This window comes from Amycolatopsis thermoflava N1165 (assembly GCF_000473265.1).
Taxonomy (GTDB): Bacteria; Actinomycetota; Actinomycetes; order Mycobacteriales; family Pseudonocardiaceae; genus Amycolatopsis_E; species Amycolatopsis_E thermoflava.
In genome coordinates this window covers 6,099,988-6,121,418 of record NZ_KI421511.1, presented here as the reverse complement: position 1 = coordinate 6,121,418, position 21,431 = coordinate 6,099,988, and the positions used below count along the sequence as shown (strand labels likewise).

Genomic DNA, 21,431 nt, shown 5'->3' with positions numbered 1-21,431 from the left:
ACCTCGCTCACGGCCCCACGAGTGGACGCCTCGTGGGCGCGTGAGTGGGCATCTCGAAGCCGCACCACTGGATACCTCATGCAGGCGGGCACCAGTGGCCACCTCGCGCCCCCCGAACGAGCACCTCGTGCACCCGCCGAAGGACACCTCACGACCGCGCGAGTGGGCACCTCGCAGTCCCACGAGCCGGGCACCTCGCAGGCACGCCAGTGGGCATCTCGCAGCCGCACCCCTGGGCACCTCGTGCCTGCGGGTGCCAGTGGGCACCTCGTAGCGGCACGAATGAGCATCTCGTGAACCCGCCGGTGGGCACCTCGTGGCGGGCGAGTGGCCCATTCGCGCGGTCACGAGGTGCCCACTTGCGCATCGGGCGAGGTGTCCGGTGGTGCGCCCACGAGGTGCCCACTCGCGTCATAACGAGATGTCCACTGGTCCCCGGGCAAGGTGTCCACTCGCGCGCTCACACGAGAAGGCCAGCCGCGCCGCCCCAAATTGCATCAGCCGAATCGGGCACCACCGCGACCCCAAACCAACCCAATCGAGCCAGCCCAGCCCAGCCGAACCGCCGCCACTACCGCCATGCCGGCCCAGTCAAATCGGCCACCGTCGCGAGCCCAGCCCAGCCCAGCCCGAGCGAACCAACCCAGCCCAACCAAACCAGCCACCATCGCCAGCCCAGCCCAGCCCAGCCCAGCCCGAGCGAACCAACCCAGCCCAACCAAACCAGCCACCATCGCGAGCTCAACGCAACCCAGCCCGAGCGAGCCAGCCACCGCCGACCCAAGCCCAACCCAACCGAGCCACTCACCTACTGCGAAGCATCATCCAAAACAGCCAGCTCCTCCGCCCCCAGCCGCAACTCCACCGAGGCCAGCAAATCCGTCAACTGCTCCACATTCCGGGCACTGGCGATGGGCGCCACCACAGTCGGCTGCGCGGCCAGCCACGCCAGCGCCACCGCGGCCGGAGAAGTCCCGTGCGCGGCCGAGATCGCGTCCAGCGCCTCCAGCACCCGCTCGCCCCGGTGGTCCAGGTACTCCACCGCCTTCTCGGCGCGTGGGCTGCCGCTCGCCTCGCGGCTGCGGTACTTGCCGGTCAGGAAGCCGCGCGCCAGGCCGAAGTAGGGCAGCGTCGCCAGGCCCTCCTGCGCCACCAGCGGGGCCAGCTCCTGCTCGTAACCGCGCTCCACCAGGTTGTAGTGCGGCTGCACCGCGACGTACCGGGCGAACCCCTCCCGGTCCGAAATGGACAGCGCCTCCGCCAGGCGCTCGGCGCTGTAGTTCGACGCCCCCAGGTGCCGCACCTTCCCGGCTCGCACCAGCTCGTCGAACGCGCCCAGCGTCTCCTCCAGCGGCACGTCCGCCACATCGCGGTGGGCGTAGTACAGGTCCAGGTAATCAGTCTGCAACCGGCGCAGCGAATCCTCCGCCGCCTCGCGGATGTTCTTCGCGCTCACCCCCGGCCGCGCCGCCCAGCTGCCCACCTTCGTCGCGATCACCACGTCATCCCGGCGGCCACGGCGCTTCAGCCACCTGCCGATGATCGTCTCGGACTCGCCGCCCGAATTGCCCGGGATGCGGGCCATGTACACGTCCGCCGTGTCGATGAAGTTGCCACCGGCTGCCGCGTAAGCGTCCAGCACGGCGAAGGACTGCGCCTCGTCGGCCGTCCAGCCGAACACGTTGCCCCCGAGGTTCAGCGGGAACACCTCGAGATCACCGATTTTCACCATGATTCCAACGTAGAGGAATGCACCGGCCACCCGCCGGAGTTGAGACGGTCATGGCTATCGAACTCGGCAAGATCGGTATCTGGCGCGGCTGGCACCAGCTGAACGCGGACCTGGCGCGCGAAGCCGAACGCCTCGGCTTCGGCGCGATCTGGATCGGCGGCTCCCCCGACGGGCAGCTGACCATCGTCGACGAGCTGCTGGACGCGACCGAGAACATCAAGGTCGCCACGGGCATCGTCAACATGTGGAAGGACGACGCGGCCACGGTCGGCGCGTCCTGGCACCGCATCGAGGCCAAGCACCCCGGCCGCTTCCTGCTTGGCGTCGGCATCGGCCACCCGGAGGCGACGCAGGAGTACCAGAAGCCCTACGACAAGATCGTCGACTACCTCGACGGCCTGGACGAGGCCGGCGTACCGGTCGCCGCCCGGGCGCTGGCCGCGCTCGGCCCGAAGGTCCTCAAGCTCTCCGCCGAGCGCACCGCGGGCGCGCACCCGTACCTGACCACGCCGGAGCACACCCGGGAGGCCCGTCGCGTCCTCGGCGACGGCGTGCTGCTGGCCCCCGAGCAGAAGATCGTTTTCGAGGCCGACCCGGAGAAGGCCCGCGCCATCGCCCGCCCGACCATCGAGAACCCCTACCTCCACCTCGTCAACTACCGCAGCAACCTGCTCCGCCACGGCTGGACCGAGGCCGACCTCGACAACGGCGGCAGCGACGCGCTGATCGACGCACTCGCCCTGCACGGCGACATCGACTCGATCGCCGCCGGCATCACCGCCCACCTCGACGCAGGCGCCGACCACGTCTGCGTCCAGGTCCTCGGCGACGACCCGCTGCCCGGCTACCGCGCCATCAGCGAAGCCCTGCTGTCCTGACCCGCCCCAGACCGCCGAAGCCGCTCCGCCCGCACCAGGGTGGAGCGGCTTTTCTCACTTGATCGTTCCCGACCTCCGCGGCAGAGAGCCAGCACACTGTCCTCCCACCGCCGACCTCGTACGATTCGGGCAAGGAAGGCGAACCACAGCTAGGAGGACCAACGATGCCCATCGCCACCCCCGAGGTCTACGCGGAGATGCTGGACCGGGCCAAGGCGGGCGAGTTCGCGTACCCGGCGATCAACGTGACCTCGTCGGAGACCCTCAACGCCGCCCTGCGCGGGTTCGCCGACGCGGAGAGCGACGGGATCATCCAGATCTCGACCGGTGGCGCCGAGTTCGCCTCTGGCACCCGGGTCAAGGACATGGTGACCGGCGCGACCGCGCTCGCCGAGTTCGCGCACGTCGTCGCCGAGAAGTACCCGGTCAACATCGCCCTGCACACCGACCACTGCCCCAAGGACAAGCTGGACGGCTTCGTCCGCCCGCTGATCGCCCTGTCCCAGGAGCGCGTGAACAAGGGCCAGAACCCGCTGTTCCAGTCGCACATGTGGGACGGCTCGGCCATCGACCTGGACGAGAACCTGGAGATCGCCACCGAGCTGCTCGCCAAGGCGGCCGCCGCGAAGATCATCCTCGAGGTGGAGATCGGCGTCGTCGGCGGTGAAGAGGACGGCGTCTCGAACGACATCAACGAGAAGCTCTACACCGCCGAGGGCGACTTCGTGAAGACCGTCGACGCGCTGGGCACCGGCGAGAAGGGCCGCTACCTGCTCGCCGCGACGTTCGGCAACGTGCACGGCGCCTACAAGCCCGGCGCGGTCAAGCTGCGCCCGGAGGTGCTCAAGCGCGGCCAGCAGGTCGCGGCCGAGAAGCTGGGCCTCGCCGAGGGCAGCAAGCCGTTCGAGCTCGTCTTCCACGGCGGCTCCGGCTCGCTGCTGTCCGAGATCCACGAGGCGGTGTCCTACGGCGTGGTGAAGATGAACATCGACACCGACACCCAGTACGCCTTCTCCCGCCCGATCGCCGACCACTTCTTCAAGAACTACGACGGCGTCCTGAAGATCGACGGCGAGGTCGGCAACAAGAAGACCTACGACCCGCGCAGCTACCTCAAGCAGGCCGAGGCCGCCATGGCCAAGCGCATCGTCGAGGCCGCCGAGCACCTCAAGTCGGCGGGCCAGAAGCTCAGCTGACCGCGACCTCCCGGTGGGTCCTCACCCGGGTGAGGGCCCACCAGAGGACGGGCAGGCCGGCCAGCACCACGAGGGCGGGCCAGTAGGCGAACGGCGGCGCGGACTCGGTGTGCGCGTCGCCGAGCAGCCACGGCCGCAGCTGCGCCTGCAGCCACAACGCGCCGTACCCGAACGCGGTCACCAGCAGCCCGCCGGCCAGCGGCGTCAGCACCCGCTGCGACCGCCCGATCCGGAACGCGACGTCCACCGCGAGCCCGACGGCGAGCAGGTAGAACGGGATCGCCGAGGCCGGGAACGTGCCCACGACCAGCAGCGGCCAGATGATCGCGCGATAGGCCACGTACGCGGCGGCCACCGCGGTCGCCGCCCACGCGCGGCCGATCGTGTGCCGCGCCAGCGCTAGCACCAGCGCGGAGACCCCGATGCCCCACAGCGGGTAGACCCAGTCGGCGATCGGCATCGCGAAGTGCAGCACCGCGACCCGGTCGACCGGGTGCCCGATCTGCTCGGCGGCGAAGCTCAGCAGCGACGGCTCGGCCTCCGGCGCCCCGCGCTCCCACGCCCGCAGGCTGATGATGCCGTACTCCTGCTGCCCGTTCGGGAAGAACGTGTTCTCCAGGAAGAACACCCACAACCCGGTCAGCACCAGCGTGCGGAACCGGCCCGGCGGCGCGGACTTCAGCCAGCCGTCGATGACACCGGCGAGCATCACGCCGGTGCCGATGTAGAGCAGCATGTGCGTGGGGCTCCACGCGGTCAGGTCGAGGCCGCTGACCCGGTGGTTGATGACGTCCAGCGGCGCGGCGATCAGGAACATCACCAGCCCGGCCTGCATCAGCCGCAGCGACCGGCGGTCGCAGCCGAGCCCGGTGTAGCTGTGGATCGCGACGAGGACGATGACGATCCCGGTGCCGACCGTGTTGATCAGGTGCGGCGGGGCGAAGTCGTCGCGGATGAACTTGAAGTGCCACGACATGTCCCAGGACGAGCCGAGCACCTTGAAGGTGAACGCGACCAGCCACATGCCGTAGGCGAACCGCAGCACCCACTCGGGCGTCGGCTGCCCCGGCACCCCGCGCACCCAGTGGGTGGCGAAGAAAAGCTTGGTCTTGCCGATGGGTCCGCGCGGCACGGCGACACCCTCGGCGGCCCCCTCGAGCGCCTTCGTCATGCGGACATCATCCACGGTCGGCGGGGCTGGGCGGAGCGAGATGCCGGAATTTCAGGGTTCACCCTGAGGCGTGACACGCTTGCGTCCACACGCGGCGGCGGGCATCGTGTCCGCCCGTGATGCCGAAACGTCTCGTCGCCACGGTGCTGATCGCCGCTCTCGTCCTCCTCGGCAGCGGGGTCCTCGCAAGCCTGTTCGTCTGAAAACCTGGTCGTGTCCCCGGCCTGGGTGCCGGTGCCGGTCGCCTGCACGGCGGCAGCGGCCGACGCCGCTTACAAGCACCCAGTCGCCGCCGCCGATACTGGGCAGCATGACGAACCTGCTGGAACCCGACCCCACCCGGCTGCCCGAGCGCGTGGACGCGCAGGCCGCGATGGACGCCGGCACCGACCCGTCCGACGTGGCCGCCGAGCACCCCGACTTCAGCGAGGCCTGGGCGGCGCTGGCCGAGCGGGCGCTGGAGGCGGGCGAGTTCGTCCCCGCCTACGCCTTCGCCCGCACCGGCTACCACCGCGGCCTGGATCAGCTGCGCCGCGCCGGGTGGAAGGGCTTCGGCCCGATCCCCTGGGACCACCGCCCGAACCAGGGCTTCCTGCGTGCCCTCGCCGCCCTCGCCAAGGCGGCCCAGCGCCTCGGTGAGACCGAGGAGTACGAGCGGTGCCGGAAGTTCATCGCCGACTCCGACCCGGCGGCCGCCGCGGCGACCGGCCTCCAGTAGATCCGCACCATCTAGAACTCCCCGCAGTTGTCAGGTGCCGCCTTGCCCGCGAACCGGCCTTCCAGCCAGGCGAAGGCGGCCGGGTAGCCGGCGACGGCGCCACCGACGTGGGTCGGCACCGCGAGGGTGTCGAACTGCACGGTGGCGCCCTCGTCGCACCAGTTCCGGGCCATGGTCCGGCCCTGCTCGTAGGGCACGATGTCGTCCAGCGCGCTGTGCACGACGTACATCGGCACCTCCGGTTCGAGCGTCCCGATCCGCTGCTCCTCGACGACCGACGCGTATGGCTCCTCGGCCAGGTACTCGCCGATCGAGCGGCCGTCGACGGTCAGGTCGGTGGTGCGGGTGAAGGCGTGGTTCACGATCGACTCGGCGGTGCACTCGTCCTCGACCTGCGCTTCGAGGGCCTTGCCCCGGTCGTTGAGGACGTCGGTGATGCGCAGCTCGGGGTAGGCGTAGTTGACGCTCGCGACCGCGAACATCAGGAAGCCGACGGCGTAGGCGCCGTCCAGGCTGCGGCCGACCGCGGCGAGGTCCGCCGGGACCGCGCCCGCGTAGGCGCCCTTGAGGTCCAGCTCCGGCGCGTAGGACGGCTGCAGCTCGGCGGCCGCGGCGGATGCGCCACCGCCCTGCGAGTAGCCGGCGATCGCGACCGGCCCGTCTGCGGGCACGCCCGGTAGCTGCTGCGCCGCGCGGATCGAGTCGAGGACAGCGTGGCCCTCGGCCTTGCGGTTGACGTAGGTGTGCACGCCGGGGGTGCCAAGGCCCTCGTAGTCGGTGACGACCACCGCGTAGCCGCGCGCGAGCAGGCCGGCGATGAACGGGCCCTCGTACTCCCCGCCCGCGGCCAGCGCCTTCGACGGCGCGCACTGGTCGCCGAGGCCCTGCGTGCCGGGCGCGTAGGCGATGAGCGGCCGGTCGCCCGCGCCGTACCACGGCGTCTTCGGCGTCAGCACGGTTCCGGTGACCGCGACGGCGTCACCGTGCGTGTCCGTGCTGCGGTACATGATCCGCTCGACGTCGGCGGGAGCGCGGAGCAGTTTCACCGGGTCGAGGAAGAACTCGCTCGGCGCGTGACGGATGATGGCGCCGTTGTCACTCGGCAGGGTGGCCGGCGGATCGTAGAAGTCAGCAGAGGAGGTCACGGCGCCGGCGGGCGTGGTCGTCAACGACAGCGCGGCGACCGCCGCGGTCACGATCGCCACGAGCCGGCGATTCGAAAGGCGCATGAACGCTCCCCGGTGAGCTATTTTCCGACAGCTATGTCGGAAAAGGATTGTGGTGAGGTGGCAGGCATGTCAATGCCCCGAAAGCGTGGCCCCGGCAGGCCCCGGAAGCTGCCGGTCGCCGAACAGCGCGCGCTCGTGCTCGCCGCGGCGGGGCACGTGTTCGCCACGAGCGGCCTGCAGGGCGCCACGATCGAACAGATCGCCCGCGAGGCCGGTCTGACCCGGCAGGCGGTCTACGAGCTCTACGGCGACAAGAACGCGTTGTTCGCCGCCGTGGTCGAACAGGCGGAGGAACAGGCCTACGCGGCGATCGCCGCCGCCGGCGCGAGCGACGCCGATCTGGATCTGAAGAGCTGGGCGCGCAAGAACTACGCGAACCTGTTCGACTTCGTCGCCGGGCACCCGGACGCGCTGCCGCTGTTCCAGGAAGCCGAGCGCACCGGCAATTTCGCGTTGTCCCGGCTGCGGAAGCGGCTGGCCCTGGTCTACACCGAGGCGAGCGGGCAGCGGTGGGCGGAGTTCGGCGTCGAACCGGGCCGCGCGGACACCGCGCTGGTCACGATGTACTTCGCGATGGTCGAATCGCTGGTGCGGCTCAACTGGAACGGCGACGCGCCGGACCGCGACGCGTTGATCGACCTGCTGACCGAGTTCACGATCGGCGGCGTGCTGCGGCTGTACAGCCAGGCGCCGGAGGTCATCGCGCGCGTCCGGTAGGTGTCCAGGATGCGGGAACCGGGGCCGGGGCGGGAGTTCTTTCCGTAGCGTCGAAGGCATGGCGCCGTCTCAGCTCGCGATCGTGGGGGCGGGGCCGCGTGGCGTCGGCGTGCTGGAGCGGCTGTCGGCGAACGCGGCCGAGTTGCTCGGGCCCGCGGGGCTGGTGGTGCACCTGATCGACCCGTTTCCGCCTGGCGCGGGCCGGATCTGGCGGTACGAGCAGTCGCCGTTGCTGCGGATGAACTCGATGGCCGAGGACGTCACGATGTTCACCGACGACACGGTGGCGATGGACGGGCCGGTCCGGACGGGGCCGTCGCTGTGGCAGTGGGCGCAGGAGGTGCGCGCGGGGCGGATCCGCTACGACGTGCCCGAGGACCTGCGGGACGAGCTCGCGGCGTTGCGCGGCACGTCCTTTCCGACGCGGCGGCTGGCGAGCGCCTACCTGGACTGGGTGTACCGGCACGTGCTGGCCGGGCTGGCGCCGGGCATCGAGGTGGTGGAGCACCGCACGCGCGCGACGCGGATCGACGACACCCGCGTGTGGCTGGACGGTGTGGACGAGCCGCTGGACGTGGACGTCGTCGTGCTGGCGGTCGGGCACCTGGACGCCGAACCGGGTTCGGGTGAGCGGGAACTGGCCGAGTTCGCGGACGCGCACGGGCTGGCGTACTACCCGGCGGGGTACACGGCGGATGTCGACTACCAGCACGTCGCGCCGGGCGAGCCGGTGCTGGTGCGCGGGTTCGGGCTGGCGTTCGTCGACCTGATGCTGTTGCTCACCGAGGGCCGCGGCGGGCGGTTCGAGGAGCGGTCGGGCGGGCTGGTCTACCGCCCGAGCGGGGCGGAACCGGTGCTGCACATCGGTTCCCGGCGCGGGGTGCCGTATCACGCGAAGCCCGGTTACCGGTTGCAGGGATCGGCGCTGCGCCTGCCGCGGTTCTTCGGCCCGGAGCGGGTTGCGGAGCTGCTGGCGCGGGACCGGCACCTCGACTTCCGCGCCGACGTGTGGCCGCACGTCGCCAAGGAGCTGGCGTGGGGGTACTACAGCGAGCTGTTCACCGGTCATCCGTCGCGGGTGCTGATGTCGTTCGAGGATTTTTCCCGCTGCTTCGCGGATTTCGCGTGGGACAGCGCGGAGATGCGGGCGCTGGTGCGGCGGGCGGTGCCTGCCGAGGAGGACCGGCTCGACCTGGAGCGGCTGGACCGGCCGTTGGCGGGCCTGCGGTTCGAGACGGCGGAGGAGTTCGGGAAGCACCTGAGGTCCTATGTGGAGGCGGACCTGGCGCGGCGGGCGGACCCGGCGTATTCGGCGGATCTGGGTGCGTTCATGGCTTTGTTGTCGGCGTACCAGCAGATGCCGGCGCTGACCGCGTCCGGCGCGCTGAACGTGTCCGATGTGGATGGCTGGTGGCACGGGTTCTTCTCGTACTACGCGAGCGGCCCCCCGCCGCGGCGGTTGCACGAGTTGCTGGCGTTGCACCAGGCCGGGGTGGTGTCGTTCCTGGGGGCGGACGTCTCGATTTCCCTGTCGCCGGAGGGGTTCGTGGCGTCGTCGGGCAGCTTCCCGGGATCGGTGACGGCCCGGACGCTGATCGAGGCGCGGCTGCCGGCGCCCAGTGTCTCGCGGGCGTCGGACGGGTTGCTGGCGCAGTTGCGGGGCGCGGGCGAGCTGGCGGAGGAGCACGTGCGGGACCTGCCGTCGGGCCGCATCTCGACGCGGGTGTCGGACGGGCGGCTGCTGGACGCGGCGGGCCGCCCGCAGCCCCGGCGGTTCGCGCTGGGGCCGCACACGAGCGCCCGCTCGGCGGCGGCGTTCACCCGCCCACGCACGAACGGCCCGTCGTTCCGGCAGAACGACGCGGCGGCACGGGAGATCCTGCGGCTGGTGGGGTGATTCGTGAGCCGCGGCCGGGCGCGGGCCGGAGTGGCTGGCGCAGCAGATGCGATGCGCAAGGCAGCGGCAGCTGCGGCGGGGCGGGGCGGGGCGAGTTCTCGGGCCTGTGCTCGCGGACAGCGCGGGCCCCGGGGGTGCGGCAGGCCGCCGCCCGGGTACCAGCGGGCGGCGGCCTGCCACCGGCCCCGGGCGTGAACGTCCCGGTTGCAGTTCCGGGGCCGGCTCGACCAGCATTCACCACCGGCGGACCGGCCCGTGCGCGGGACGCTGCCCACCGCGGTACTGACGCACCGCCCCACCCCTGGCGCGGTGGGCCGCGATCTTCGGCCACACGGCCTGGATCAACGAGAAACCGAATGCGAATCCCGTGGCTCAGCAGCGGTCCAGCATCTCCGTCAACGCCGCCTTCTCCGCGCTGTCGATCGTCAGCTGCCACTCGTACTTCACGTCGATCCACATCTTCGCGTAGGTGCACCAGTAGCCGGTGAGCGGAGGCTTCCACTCGTCGGGCGACTTGTCGCCCTTGGCCTGGTTGACGTTGTCGGTGACGGCGATCAGCTGCGGGTTGGTCAGGTCGTTGGCGAACGCCTCGCGCTTAGCGGTGGTCCAGGCCGACGCGCCGGTCCGCCACGCGGCGGCGAGCGGCACGACGTGGTCGATGTCGACGTCGGAAGCGGCGGTCCAGGTGGCGCCGTCGTACGGGCTCTTCCACGTGCCCGACGTGGCGGCGCAGCTGGAGTCGGTGACGACGTTCGTGCCGTCCCGCTTCAGCACGACCTCGCGGGTGTTGCAGCTGCCGCCCTGGTCGTCCCAGTGCGGGAACTTGTCGCGCGAGTAACCGGTGGACGTGCCGTCCGCCTGGACGGTCAGCGCCGCCAGCTCGGAGCGGGCGGTGGTCTCGGACGGGATGTTCGGCGGCTCCGCCACCGCGGTGCCGGTCGCGAGGCCGGTGGTGAACAGGGCCGAGAGGCCCAGGACGATCAGCGAGTTTCGGGCGATGCGCATAGGTGCCGCCTTCGGGTGATCGGTGAGGACCCTCCGAAGGTCGAACATGAAGATGGCGAAAGCAATACCTGTGGGTGATTTACCGACGACAGTAGGTTAACTATCAGTGATCGCCAGCAGGTTCTCGGTGTGCCGATACCAGGTCCAGCGGGTCACCGGCCGCGGGTGCGGCACTCCGTTCTGCACCACTTCCGCCGGGTGGCAGCCCAGCTGGCAAGCCCGCCCGGACACCTCGGTGACCCGCCGGAACAGCCCCCGGGTCACCCGCACGTCGACGCCCTCCGCGCCGGGCCGGACCACGAACGACCGCGCCGAGCCACGGAACGCGACCGTGTCGTCACAGTAAGCCTCGCCGGTGACCGGACCTACCGCCGCTTCACCCACCAGGACTCCGCCGCTGTCGTCCCGCACGAGCACCCGCGGCCGCGGCTCACCCTTCCGGGCTAGTGCGAGCGCCTCCGACGGGTCCGACGGCAGCCCCCACAGCCGCGCCGCCGGCGAGCCCGGATCGGTCGGCACGTATCCCACCGGCGTGTCCCCCAACCGGTTCTTCCGCATGATCCGCACCACGACCGCGGCGAGGTCCGCATCCGTGCCGACGACGATCAACGGCTCCCCGGAAGTGCCCTCTAGCAGGGGATCCACGTCGTTCCGGCCGGGGCGCGCGGGCACTTCCCGCACTCCCGGCTCGTTGCGAAGGAGTGACGAACCAGACCCGCAAGCCAGCACCGTTCCCCGCGCCACCGGGTCCTCCGTTACGCTCATGCACCGGCATTTGCCTGCGCTGAATTTCCTGTTGCCGAATACCTGGAGTGTCACATGCCGGCCATCGTGCTCATCGGTGCCCAGTGGGGCGACGAAGGCAAGGGCAAGGCCACCGACCTGCTCGGCGACCGCGTCCAGTGGGTCGTCCGCTACCAGGGCGGCAACAACGCCGGTCACACGGTCGTGCTCCCCAACGGGGAGAACTTCGCCCTGCACCTCATCCCGTCCGGGATCCTCACGCCGGGCGTGACGAACGTGATCGGCAACGGCGTGGTCGTCGACCCCGGCGTGCTGCTCGACGAGCTGGACGGCCTGGAGAAGCGCGGCGTGGACACCAGCCGCCTGCTGCTCTCCGCCGACGCGCACCTGATCATGCCGTACCACGTGGCGATCGATAAGGTCACCGAGCGTTACCTCGGCAGCCGCAAGATCGGCACCACCGGCCGCGGCATCGGCCCGTGCTACCAGGACAAGATCGCCCGCGTCGGCGTCCGCGTGCAGGACCTGCTCGACGAGAAGATCTTCCGCCAGAAGGTCGAGGCGGCCCTCGAGTTCAAGAACCAGGTGCTGGTCAAGGTCTACAACCGCAAGGCGCTCGACGCCGACCAGGTGGCCGACGAGGTGCTGGCCGCGGGCGAGAAGTTCGCGCACCGCATCGCCGACACGCGGCTGCAGCTGAACAAGGCCCTGGAGAAGGGCGAGACGGTGTTGCTGGAGGGGTCGCAGGGCACGCTGCTCGACGTCGACCACGGCACCTACCCGTTCGTCACGTCGTCGAACCCGACCGCGGGTGGCGCGAGCGCCGGGTCGGGCATCGGGCCGGGCCGCATCGGCACCGTGCTCGGCATCCTCAAGGCCTACACCACGCGCGTCGGGTCGGGCCCGTTCCCGACCGAGCTGAACGACGCGATGGGCGAGCACCTGCGCAAGGCGGGCGGCGAGTTCGGCGTCACCACCGGGCGGTCGCGCCGCACCGGCTGGTTCGACGCGGTGATCGCCCGGTACGCCACGCGGGTCAACGGGATCACCGACTACTTCCTCACCAAGCTCGACGTGTTGTCCGGCCTGGAGCGGGTGCCGATCTGCGTCGGGTACGAGGTGGACGGCTTCCGCACCGAGGACATGCCGATGACGCAGACCGACGTGCACCACGCCGTGCCGATCTACGAGGAGCTGCCCGGCTGGTGGGAGGACATCTCGCACTGCCGGACGTTCGAGGAGCTGCCGGCGAACGCGCGGGCGTACGTGGAGCGGATCGAGGAGCTGTCGCAGGCCCGGGTCTCGGCCATCGGCGTCGGCCCGGGCCGCGAACAGACCATCGTCCGCCACGAATTCCTCTAGGCCAGGGCGGTCTTCGTCGGGGTCGGGTTGCGGAACAGGTCGAGCACCGGGCAGTGCTCGTCGACCTGGCGTTTGAGGTCCTCGTAGGCCTCGCGGGTCGCCGGGCCGTCCAGGTCGACCGTCACCCGCACGTCGGTGAAGCCGGGGCGGGTCTCGTTGAAGCCGAAGAAGCCGTGCAGGTCGAGATCGCCCTCGACGGTGACCTTCACCGAGGTCAGCGGCACGCCCAGCTTGGCGGCCCAGAACTGGTACGTGATCACCTGGCACGAGCCGAGCGCGGCCAGCGCGTACTCGACCGGGTTGGCGGCGGTGTCCGTGCCGCCCAGCGGCGCGGGTTCGTCGACGCGGAAGGCGTGGTCCCGCACCTTCACGTCGACCTGGGTTCCGGTGACCAGCTGGTGGTCGACGGTGAACGAGACGGCGGCGTTGGCGGGATCGGCCGAGACGGCCTGGCGGGTTCCCTCGATGACATCGGTGAGCGACATGGTCATCACGGTGACGGGAGTGCCCCGCCCGCCGCGAGGGCTCCCACGACCTGGGACGCGGGAATCGGCGCCACCCGGCCGCCGTTGCCGGTGATCATGAGCATCGGAGTGGCGCTGGCCACCGCGACGGCGACCAACTACGTCGACGCGATCGTGGCGCAGGCGAAGCAGGTGGCGGCCGACGGGCTGAAGTCGGTGTGGTTCGGGCAGCGGTTCGACTACGACGCGGCCGCGCTGGCGACCGTCGTCGGGCGCGAGGTACCGGAGTTGTCCGTCGGCACGTCGGCGATCCCGATCTTCGGACGGCACCCGCTGCTGATCTCCAGCCAGGCCCAGACCGTGCAGGCCGCCACGCACGGGCGGTTCCAGCTCGGGCTGGCGCTGGGCGCGAAAGGCCTGCTGGAAAGCACTTTCGGCCTCACCTACGAGCGTCCGGTGGCCCGGCTGCGCGAGTTCCTGACCGTGCTGCGCGAGCTGTTCACCACCGGCACCGCCGACTTCCGCGGCGAGGTCCTCACCGCCGTGCCGCCGCTGCCGACCACGGTTCCCGGCGCGGACCCGGTGCCGCTGCTGGTCGCCGCGATGGGGCCGCAGGCGTTGCGGGCCACCGGGGAACTCGCCGACGGCACCCTGCCTTACCTCGCCGGGCCGAAGGTGCTGGCCGACGAGATCGTTCCGGCCATCACCGCCGCCGCGAGCGGGCAGCCACGCGTCATCGCCTTCGTGGCGGGCGTGGTCACCTCCGACGTCGAGCGGGTGCGCGCCAACGCCGTCGAACAGCTCGCGTTCTACGAGCGGATCCCGTCCTACCAGCGGGTCATCGGCCTGGAGGGCGCGTCGCGGGCCGGTGAGCTGGCGGTCATCGGCGACGAGGAGACCGTCGCCGCCGAGATCCGGCGCTACTTCGACGCCGGGGCCACCGAGGTGGTGTTCACCCAGACCGACCTGGGCAGCGCCGAGGACCAGCGCCGCACCTGGCGGTTGCTGGGGGAACTGTCCGGAAAATGAGTTGCCTGGAGCGGACTCCACCTGCCTAGCCTCGGCAGGCATGGATGACCGCCCTGCACTGACGATCACAGTCAACGGGATCCAGCACCGGCTGACCGTCGATCCACGGTCGATGCTGGCCGAAACACTGCGCGATGACCTCGGTCTGACCGGCACCAAGCGCGGCTGTGACCGCGGCGAATGCGGCGCCTGCACCGTCCTGGTGTACGGCCGCCGGGTGTTGTCCTGCCTGACCCTGTCCCTGCTCGCCGACGGCGCGGAGGTGACGACCGCCGAGGGCCTCGCGCCCGAGGGCGAGCTGCACCCAGTGCAGCGAGCCTTCCTGGAGAACGACGCGTTCCAGTGCGGCTTCTGCACGCCGGGGCAGGTCGTGTCCGCCGCCGCGTGCATCGCCGAGGGCCACGCCGGCTCCGAGGACGAGATCCGGGAGTGGATGAGCGGCAACATCTGCCGCTGCGGCGCCTACCCGCAAATCGTTTCCGCCGTGCGGAAAGCCGCCACGGAGGTGGTCCGATGAGGACGTTCGAGCTGACCAGGGCTACCTCCGTCGAGGAGGCGCTCGACGCGCTGACCGCCGGCGCGCAGGCCATCGCCGGCGGCACCGAACTGCTGAACTGGCTCAAGGAGGGCATCGAGGCGCCCGCCCGGCTGGTCGACATCAACCGACTACCGCTGGACCGGATCGAGTTCGCCGACGACCGCGTCCGGCTCGGCGCGTTGTGCCGGATGAGCGACGTGGCCGCGCACCCGGAACTGACGCGCGAGTTCCCCGTCCTGGTGCAGTCGTTGCTGCGGGCCGCGTCGCCGCAGCTGCGAAACATGGCGACGCTGGGCGGCAACCTGATGCAACGAACCCGCTGCCCGTACTTCCGCGCGGACACCGGACTGCCGTGCAACAAGCGGGTGCCCGGCTCGGGTTGCTCGGCCCGGCACGGCGACACCACGTCCGCCGCGATCCTCGGCTGGTCGGACGACTGCGTCGCGACCCACCCGTCGGACCTCGCGGTCGCGCTCGCCGCGCTCGACGCGGTCGTCGTGGTCCGCGGCCCGGAGGGCGAGCGGCGCATCCCGGCGACGAGTTTCCACCGGCTACCGGGCGACGAACCCGCGCGGCACAACGATCTCCGGCCCGATGAGCTGATCACCGCGATCGAGGTTCCCCGTGGTGGCAAGCGGTTTTCGCACTACCTGAAGGTCCGGGAACGGGTTTCCTACGAGTTCGCGGTGGTCTCCGCCGCGGCCGTCGTCGAGTGGGACGGGGAGACGATCACGCGGGCACGCGTCGCGCTCGGCGGGGTGGCGCACAGGCCGTATCGGATGGAACTCGTCGGCGTGCCGATGAGCAGGCTGGCCGAGGCGGTGCGGCTCACCCGCGCGCGTCCGTTGCCCGGCAACGAGTACAAGGTCACCCTCGCCGAGCGCGCCGCGGTGCGCGCGATCAAGGAGGCGATGTCGTGAAAGCGCTTACCAGGCTGGACGGCCCGGCCAAGCTCACCGGGGCCGCGCGGTATGCGGCCGACGCTGCCGCACCCGGCACCCTGATCGCCGCGCTCGTCCCCGCCACGGTGCCGACCGGGCGGGTCACGAGCATCGACACCTCGCAGGTGGTGGACGCGACGGTGCTGACGCACCACGATCTGCCGCGCCTGACCCCGCTGCCGTCACCGCCGCTGGGCCACTCGGTGCTGCCCCTGCAGGACGACCTCGTGCACTACGAGGGCCAGCCGGTCGTGATGGTCCTGGCGGACAGCTGGCAGCAGGCCCGCGAAGCCGCGCGGCAGGTGCGGGTCACCTACGACGACGTCCGGCCGCCGCTGCTGTTCGGGCAGGCCGAGGACGTCGTCCCGCGCAGCGACCACCTGCTCGGCGAGGCCGACGAGTCGACGGGCGACCTCCAGGCCGGACTGGCCGCGGCGGACCGGATCGTCGAGGCCACCTACACCACCGCCAACCGGCACCACAACCCGATGGAGCCGTGGGCGGTGCTCGCCGAGTGGGTGGACGACGAGCTGGTGCTGCACGCGTCCGTGCAGGCCGCCGCGCTCACCCAGGCGGTGGTCGCCGAGCTGTTCGGTCTCCCGGCCGACGCGGTGCGGGTGATCTGCCCGTTCACCGGCGGCGGGTTCGGCAGCAAGGGCTACGTGTGGCCGGCGCTCCCGCTGGCCGCCGCGGCCGCCCGCGCCACCGGGCAGCCGGTCAAGCTGGTGCTCACGCGTGCCGAGATGTTCACGTTGTCCGGGCACCAGCCGGCCACCCGGCAGACGATCACCCTGGGCGCCACGGCCGACGGGCGGCTCACCGCGATCCGGCACCTCAGCAGCAACGCGGCCGCCCGCGTCGACGACTACGCCGAGAACACCACCCACGGCACCACCTGGCTGTACGCGAGCCCGGCCATCCACACCGAGATGCGGGTGCAGCGAGTGGACCGGCCGCAGCCGACGCCGATGCGGGCGCCGCACGAGGGCCCGGGGATCTTCCCGCTGGAGTCCGCGATGGACGAGCTGGCGCACGAGCTGGGGATCGACCCGGTGGAGCTGCGGATCCGCAACGAACCGGCGGCCGACCCGATGACCGGCAGGCCGTTCTCGTCGCGCAAGCTGGTCGAGTGCCTGCGCGAGGGCGCCCGCCGGTTCGGCTGGTCCGAGCGCGATCCGGAACCGCGGTCGATGCGGGACGGGCACGACCTCGTCGGCTGGGGTGTCGCGGCGGCGACCATGGACACGTTCCGGGCGCCGTCGGCGGCGCGGGTGCGGGTGGACGCCGCGGGCCGGGTCACCGTGGAGACCGGGGCGCAGGAGATCGGCACCGGGCTGCCCGCGATGGTGCAGGCCGTGGCCGCGGAGACGCTCGGCTGCGATGCGGAGTCGGTCCAGGTGCGGCACGGCGACCCGGACTTCCCCGGGCACGGCGGCACGATGGGGTCGATGTCGGCGATGGGCCTCGGGTCGGCGGTGCAGGCGGCGGCGCGCGAGGTGCTGGACAAGCTGGGCGCGAACCCGGGCGACCCGCTCGCCGACGCGCTGGCCGCGGCCGGGCTGCCCGAACTGACCGCGGAGGGCCGGTGGGCGCCCGAGTCGTCGCTGGCGGCGGGCCGGTCGGCGGACCACTCGATCCACACCTACGGCGCGATCTTCGTCGAGGTGCGGGTGGACGAGGACCTGGGCCTGCTGCGCATGTCGCGGGCGGTCGGCCGGTACGCGGCGGGGCGGATCCTCAACCCGCTGGCCGCGCACAGCCAAATGACCGGCGGGCTGGTCTGGGGCTACGGGCAGGCGGTACTGGAGCACTCGGTGTTCGAGCCGGTGCTGGGGCGGTTCCTGAGCAAGAACCTCGCCGGTTACGTCGTGCCGGTGAACGCCGACATCCGCGAGCTGGACGTGGCCTTCGTGCCGGACGACGACCGCCTGGCGAGCCTGGTCGGCGCGAAGGGCATCGGCGAGCTGGGCGCGGTCGGCGTCGCGGCGGCGATCGCGAACGCGGTGTTCCACGCGACCGGGCGGCGGGTGCGCGACCTGCCGATCAAGATCGCCGACCTGCTGTGAGGAGGTCAGTCACGACAGCCGTGCCGTGAGGGTGTCCGACAGGGCGAGCTCTTCGAGGTCGAGTTCGCGCAGGACCTTGCGCAGCACCTCGTCGTCGAGCTTGCCGTCGGCCCGCTGCTCCAGCATCGTCTCGCGCTGGACGAGCAGCAGTTCGCGGCGCGCCTGCACGAACGCGGCGTGCGGGCTGGACTCGCGTTCCTCGGCGCTGAGCGAGATCGCCGCGACGGCGCCCCGGTAGCGGGTCTCGACCAGCGCCCGCAACCGGTTGACCAGCCGGTCGGCCTTCTCCGGCGGAATGTCGAGCCGGTGGCACAGTTCGGGGGCCAGCTCGTCGAGCCGGGCCACGGCCGCGTGCATCGCCGCTTCGCGGGCCGCCATCTCCTCCTCCGCGTCCTGCTCGGCGTCGTCCTTGTCGTGCACGCCGAGCTTGCGGATCACCGCGGGCAGGGTGAGCCCCTGGATCAGCACGGTCCCGATCGCGACGACGAACGCGAACAGCTGGATCTCGTCCCGGCCGGGGAACGGCTGGCCGGCGTGGGTCGACAGCGGCACACCGGCCGCCGCGGCGAGCGTCACCACGCCACGCATGCCCGCCCAGGACAACACGAGCAGGTTCCGCGTCGGCGGCCGTTCTCGTTCCCGGCCGAACAGCCGGAGGGTGTGCGGCAGGTAGGCGTTGAGGAACACGTACGGGATCCGGATGGCGATGGTGACCGCGAGGATGGCGATCGCCGAGAGGAAGAGCTGCCAGTTGCCGCGCGCGTTCTCGTTGGCGCTCTCCAGCACGAACGGCAGTTGCAGGCCCATCAACGCGAACACGAGCGCTTCGAGCAGCACGTCCAGCGACGCCCAGATCGACGAGTCCTGCACCCGCGTCGCCGAGCCCGCGTACAGCGACCGGTCGCCGAGGTACAACCCGGCGGCGACCACCGCGAGCACACCCGAGCCGCTGAAGTCCTCGGAGAACGGGTGCAGGTGCTCGGCGACGACGTACACGGCGAACGGCACGATGATGCCGAAGACCGACTCCATCAGCGGATCGTCGAGCTTGCGCCGGATGTAGGAGACGAGCACCGCCGCCGCGAGCCCGACGCCGATCCCGAGCACGGCGGCGACGAGGAACACCAGGAACCCGTGGCCCAGCGACCCCGCCGCACCGAGCACCGCGGCGAGACCGATCTTGTACAGCGTCAGCGCGGCGGCGTCGTTGACCAGGCTCTCCCCGGTGAGCACGGTCATCAGCCGTCGCGGCAGCCGCTGACGGCGGCCGATCGCGGCGGCCGTGACGGCGTCCGGCGGCGCGACGACCGCGCCCAGCACGAACGCCGAGGCGAGCGGCAGGTCCGGCAGCAGCAGGTGCACGACGAACCCGACGACGAGCGCCGTGACGACGACGAGGACCACCCCGAGCCCGATGATCGGCCGGGCGGCGGCCTTGAACTGGGCGAACGAGCTCTCCCGCGCGGTGGAGTAGAGCAGCGGCGGCAGGACCAGGGTGAGGATGAGCTCCGGCTCCATCTGCACCCGCGGCACGCCCGGGATGAACGACACCGCCAGCGCCGCCACAACGACCAGCAGGGGCGCCGACAGGTTGAACCGCCGGGCGATCGCGGTGAGACCGAGCGCGCCGGCGAGCACGCCCATCAAGGTCAGGAGCTCCATGGGTAGATGCTTACCCAGCGAGCCGCGCTCCACCCGGTGAGTGACGAGCCCGCGGCGGCGCGCGCGAGTGGGGAACTCGCGCGGGTGAGCGGGGAACTCGCCCGCGGGCGGAGAACTTGCCGACGCGAGTGCGGAACGCGCCAGCCCGAGCGGGGAGAACTCGCGCGCGTAAGCGGGGAACTCGCGTGCGCGAGCGGGGAACTCGCCAACCCAGGCACGGAACCCGCCAACCCGAGCGCAGAGCCCGCCTGCCCGGGTGCGGAACTCGCCGAGCCCAGCGCGAAACCCGCCGGGCCGGGCGCGGGACTCGCGGCACCCCAACGAAAAAGGGCCCGGGCAGCAGTTCAGCGCAGCCCGGGCCCTTCCGAAAGAAACGTCAGTGCATCATCACCGCGGGCGGGGCGCCCTCGGCGGCGTCCTCCTCCGGCGGCAGCGCCGGCTTCTTCGGCAGGAACAGCGCCGGGATCAGGCACAGCGCCACCAGCACCAGCGTCCAGGTGAACGTCGACGCGAAGGCGTCCGCGCTGGCCACCGCGGCGGCGTCGTGCGTCGCCGGGTTCATCAGCGCGGCCGTGGCGGCGAGCTGGCCCTCGCTCGTCGCCACGCCGAACTTCCCGGCGAGCAGGCTGGCCAGGATGATCGACACGATCGCCGACCCCACGGCGCCCGCGGTCTGCTGCACGATGTTCATCGCCGTCGAGGCGCGCGCCACCGTGCGCTGCGTCAGCGTCTGCAGCGCCGCGGTGCTGATCGGCATCATGCTCATGCCCATGCCGAGACCCATCACGAACAGCGCGCCCATCAGCAGCAGGTAGGACGTGTCGGCGCCGACCTGCGTGAACACCGCGACGCTCGCGATGATCAGCACGATCCCGGGGAGCACGACCTTGCCCGCGCCGATCTTGTCGACCAGCTTGCCCGCGATCGGCATGGTGATCATCGCGCCGATGCCCTGCGGCGCCAGCAGCAGACCGGCCTGCAGCGCGCTTTCGCCGCGCACCAGGACGAAGTAGGTCGGCAGGATCAGCATCGACCCGAGGAAGGCGATCATGAACAGGGTCATGGTCACCATCGCGATGCTGAACGTGCGGTTGCGGAACAGGGTCAGGTCGACCAGCGGGTTGGCGACCTTCAGGGCCCGCACGATGAAGGCCACGATCAGCACGATCCCGATGATCCCCGGCAGCCACACGTTGGTCGCGCCGACGCCGCCGTGGTGCGGGATGTTCGACACGCCGTAGATCAGCGCCGCGAGACCCGGCGACAGCATCACCATGCCGGCGAAGTCGAACTTTTCGGCCGGGCGCGGCTCGTCCTTCGGCAGCAGCCGCCACGCCAGCAGGATCGCGACGATGCCGATCGGCACGTTGATGTAGAAGATCCAGCGCCAGCTCACCGAGTCGACCAGCCAGCCGCCCAGGATCGGGCCGCCGATGGGGCCGAGCAGCATCGGCACGCCGAGCACGGCCATCACGCGGCCGACGCGGTGCGGGCCTGCGGTCTTGGTCAGGATCGTCATGCCCGCCGGCATCAGCATGCCGCCGCCGAGGCCCTGCAGGACCCGGAACACGATCAGCGATTCGATGTCCCACGCCGCCCCGGCCAGCGCGGAGCCGACCAGGAAGAACGTGATCGCCAGCATGTAGAGGCGCTTGGTGCCGAACCGGTCGCACGCCCAGCCGGTGACCGGGATGACCGTGGCCAGCGCCAGCATGTACCCGGTCGCGATCCACTGGATCGTGTCGAACGAGGTCTCGAACTCCAGCGTCAGCGCCTGGAGCGCGACGTTGACGACGGTGGTGTCGAGGATGGCCATCACGCTGCCGAGCACGACGACGGCGGCGACCTTCAGCACCGCGCTGTCGAGTTTATCGGCGTCCGCGGGTCTTGGTTCCGAAGCAGTGGTCATGAAGTGGTCCGTCCAAGGTCTACGAGCGGGCAGGGCCGACCGCAGGAGGAAACCCCGAAGAAAAGCGCAAATCCCCCTCAGTCCACTCTGAGACTAGCCGGGCGACAGGCTATGACGCGAAGACTTTTCAAGTGGTCGGGATCACTTCAGCGGAAAGCGAAAACGCGGGCACG

Annotated in this window: 18 protein-coding genes; 10 read left to right on the top strand and 8 right to left on the bottom strand. The window is 71.1% G+C overall.

From position 1 onward, the window contains the following. Positions 1–808: 808 nt before the first annotated feature. On the bottom strand, positions 809–1,732 hold the full coding sequence (locus AMYTH_RS0130165; protein ID WP_027933377.1) for an aldo/keto reductase: 924 nt from the start codon (positions 1,730–1,732) through the stop codon (positions 809–811). A gap of 50 nt (positions 1,733–1,782) precedes the next feature. On the opposite strand from AMYTH_RS0130165, the gene AMYTH_RS0130160 reads away from it, so the two are divergent. Next, entirely contained in the window at positions 1,783–2,610 is an 828-nt protein-coding gene (locus tag AMYTH_RS0130160) for an LLM class F420-dependent oxidoreductase (RefSeq protein ID WP_027933376.1), read from the top strand. A 164-nt stretch (positions 2,611–2,774) separates the two neighbouring features. Beyond that, positions 2,775–3,806, top strand: a complete 1,032-nt coding sequence (gene fbaA, locus AMYTH_RS0130155) for a class II fructose-bisphosphate aldolase (protein WP_017985705.1) — start codon at positions 2,775–2,777, stop codon at positions 3,804–3,806. Here the strand turns inward: fbaA and AMYTH_RS0130150 are convergent. Continuing rightward, complete coding sequence (locus AMYTH_RS0130150; protein WP_027933375.1) at positions 3,799–4,977, bottom strand: hypothetical protein; 1,179 nt, start codon at positions 4,975–4,977, stop codon at positions 3,799–3,801. The genes fbaA and AMYTH_RS0130150 overlap by 8 nt on opposite strands. A gap of 310 nt (positions 4,978–5,287) precedes the next feature. Between AMYTH_RS0130150 and AMYTH_RS0130140 the strand changes: the two genes are divergently transcribed. Then, positions 5,288–5,695, top strand: a complete 408-nt coding sequence (locus AMYTH_RS0130140) for a DUF3151 domain-containing protein (protein WP_027933374.1) — start codon at positions 5,288–5,290, stop codon at positions 5,693–5,695. Positions 5,696–5,706: 11 nt separating this feature from the next. On the opposite strand, the gene AMYTH_RS0130135 is transcribed toward AMYTH_RS0130140, so the two are convergent. After that, the gene (locus AMYTH_RS0130135) at positions 5,707–6,924 is read right to left on the bottom strand and encodes a lipase family protein (protein ID WP_027933373.1); all 1,218 of its coding nucleotides are present in this window, start codon (positions 6,922–6,924) and stop codon (positions 5,707–5,709) included. 66 nt (positions 6,925–6,990) lie between these two features. On the opposite strand from AMYTH_RS0130135, the gene AMYTH_RS0130130 reads away from it, so the two are divergent. Continuing rightward, entirely contained in the window at positions 6,991–7,641 is a 651-nt protein-coding gene (locus tag AMYTH_RS0130130; protein WP_037322782.1) for a TetR/AcrR family transcriptional regulator, read from the top strand. Positions 7,642–7,699: 58 nt separating this feature from the next. Then, positions 7,700–9,538: an FAD/NAD(P)-binding protein gene (locus AMYTH_RS0130125; protein ID WP_027933371.1), complete on the top strand. Its 1,839-nt coding sequence runs from the start codon at positions 7,700–7,702 to the stop codon at positions 9,536–9,538. Between the two features lie 372 nt (positions 9,539–9,910). Here the strand turns inward: AMYTH_RS0130125 and AMYTH_RS0130120 are convergent, their stop codons facing one another. Both AMYTH_RS0130120 and AMYTH_RS0130115 read right to left on the bottom strand, forming a co-directional pair. After that, positions 9,911–10,543: an HNH endonuclease family protein gene (locus tag AMYTH_RS0130120; RefSeq protein WP_017985711.1), complete on the bottom strand. Its 633-nt coding sequence runs from the start codon at positions 10,541–10,543 to the stop codon at positions 9,911–9,913. Between the two features lie 96 nt (positions 10,544–10,639). Next, on the bottom strand, positions 10,640–11,308 hold the full coding sequence (locus AMYTH_RS0130115) for a hypothetical protein (protein ID WP_037322781.1): 669 nt from the start codon (positions 11,306–11,308) through the stop codon (positions 10,640–10,642). Between the two features lie 54 nt (positions 11,309–11,362). On the opposite strand from AMYTH_RS0130115, the gene AMYTH_RS0130110 reads away from it, so the two are divergent. After that, on the top strand, positions 11,363–12,649 hold the full coding sequence (locus AMYTH_RS0130110) for an adenylosuccinate synthase (protein WP_020423309.1): 1,287 nt from the start codon (positions 11,363–11,365) through the stop codon (positions 12,647–12,649). On the opposite strand, the gene AMYTH_RS0130105 is transcribed toward AMYTH_RS0130110, so the two are convergent. Next, positions 12,646–13,134, bottom strand: coding sequence for an OsmC family protein (locus tag AMYTH_RS0130105; protein WP_027933369.1), 489 nt, complete (start codon positions 13,132–13,134; stop codon positions 12,646–12,648). The genes AMYTH_RS0130110 and AMYTH_RS0130105 overlap by 4 nt on opposite strands. A gap of 96 nt (positions 13,135–13,230) precedes the next feature. On the opposite strand from AMYTH_RS0130105, the gene AMYTH_RS0130100 reads away from it, so the two are divergent. The 4 genes from AMYTH_RS0130100 to AMYTH_RS0130085 are packed head-to-tail and all read left to right on the top strand — an operon-like array spanning position 13,231 to position 17,687. Beyond that, complete coding sequence (locus AMYTH_RS0130100) at positions 13,231–14,142, top strand: LLM class F420-dependent oxidoreductase (protein ID WP_027933368.1); 912 nt, start codon at positions 13,231–13,233, stop codon at positions 14,140–14,142. A gap of 40 nt (positions 14,143–14,182) precedes the next feature. Beyond that, positions 14,183–14,659 carry a (2Fe-2S)-binding protein gene (locus tag AMYTH_RS0130095; protein ID WP_027933367.1) on the top strand — a complete coding sequence of 159 codons (477 nt, stop codon included), beginning with the start codon at positions 14,183–14,185 and terminating at the stop codon, positions 14,657–14,659. After that, on the top strand, positions 14,656–15,600 hold the full coding sequence (locus AMYTH_RS0130090) for an FAD binding domain-containing protein (RefSeq protein WP_027933366.1): 945 nt from the start codon (positions 14,656–14,658) through the stop codon (positions 15,598–15,600). The genes AMYTH_RS0130095 and AMYTH_RS0130090 overlap by 4 nt, the downstream gene beginning before the upstream one ends. Next, positions 15,597–17,687 (top strand): xanthine dehydrogenase family protein molybdopterin-binding subunit, encoded by a 2,091-nt coding sequence (locus tag AMYTH_RS0130085; protein ID WP_027933365.1) that lies wholly within the window; start codon positions 15,597–15,599, stop codon positions 17,685–17,687. The genes AMYTH_RS0130090 and AMYTH_RS0130085 overlap by 4 nt, the downstream gene beginning before the upstream one ends. A 9-nt stretch (positions 17,688–17,696) precedes the next feature. Here the strand turns inward: AMYTH_RS0130085 and AMYTH_RS0130080 are convergent, their stop codons facing one another. Then, positions 17,697–19,349 (bottom strand): Na+/H+ antiporter, encoded by a 1,653-nt coding sequence (locus AMYTH_RS0130080; RefSeq protein WP_027933364.1) that lies wholly within the window; start codon positions 19,347–19,349, stop codon positions 17,697–17,699. A gap of 376 nt (positions 19,350–19,725) precedes the next feature. Further along, entirely contained in the window at positions 19,726–21,258 is a 1,533-nt protein-coding gene (locus AMYTH_RS0130075; protein ID WP_027933363.1) for a DHA2 family efflux MFS transporter permease subunit, read from the bottom strand. Between the last annotated feature and the right edge of the window lie 173 nt (positions 21,259–21,431).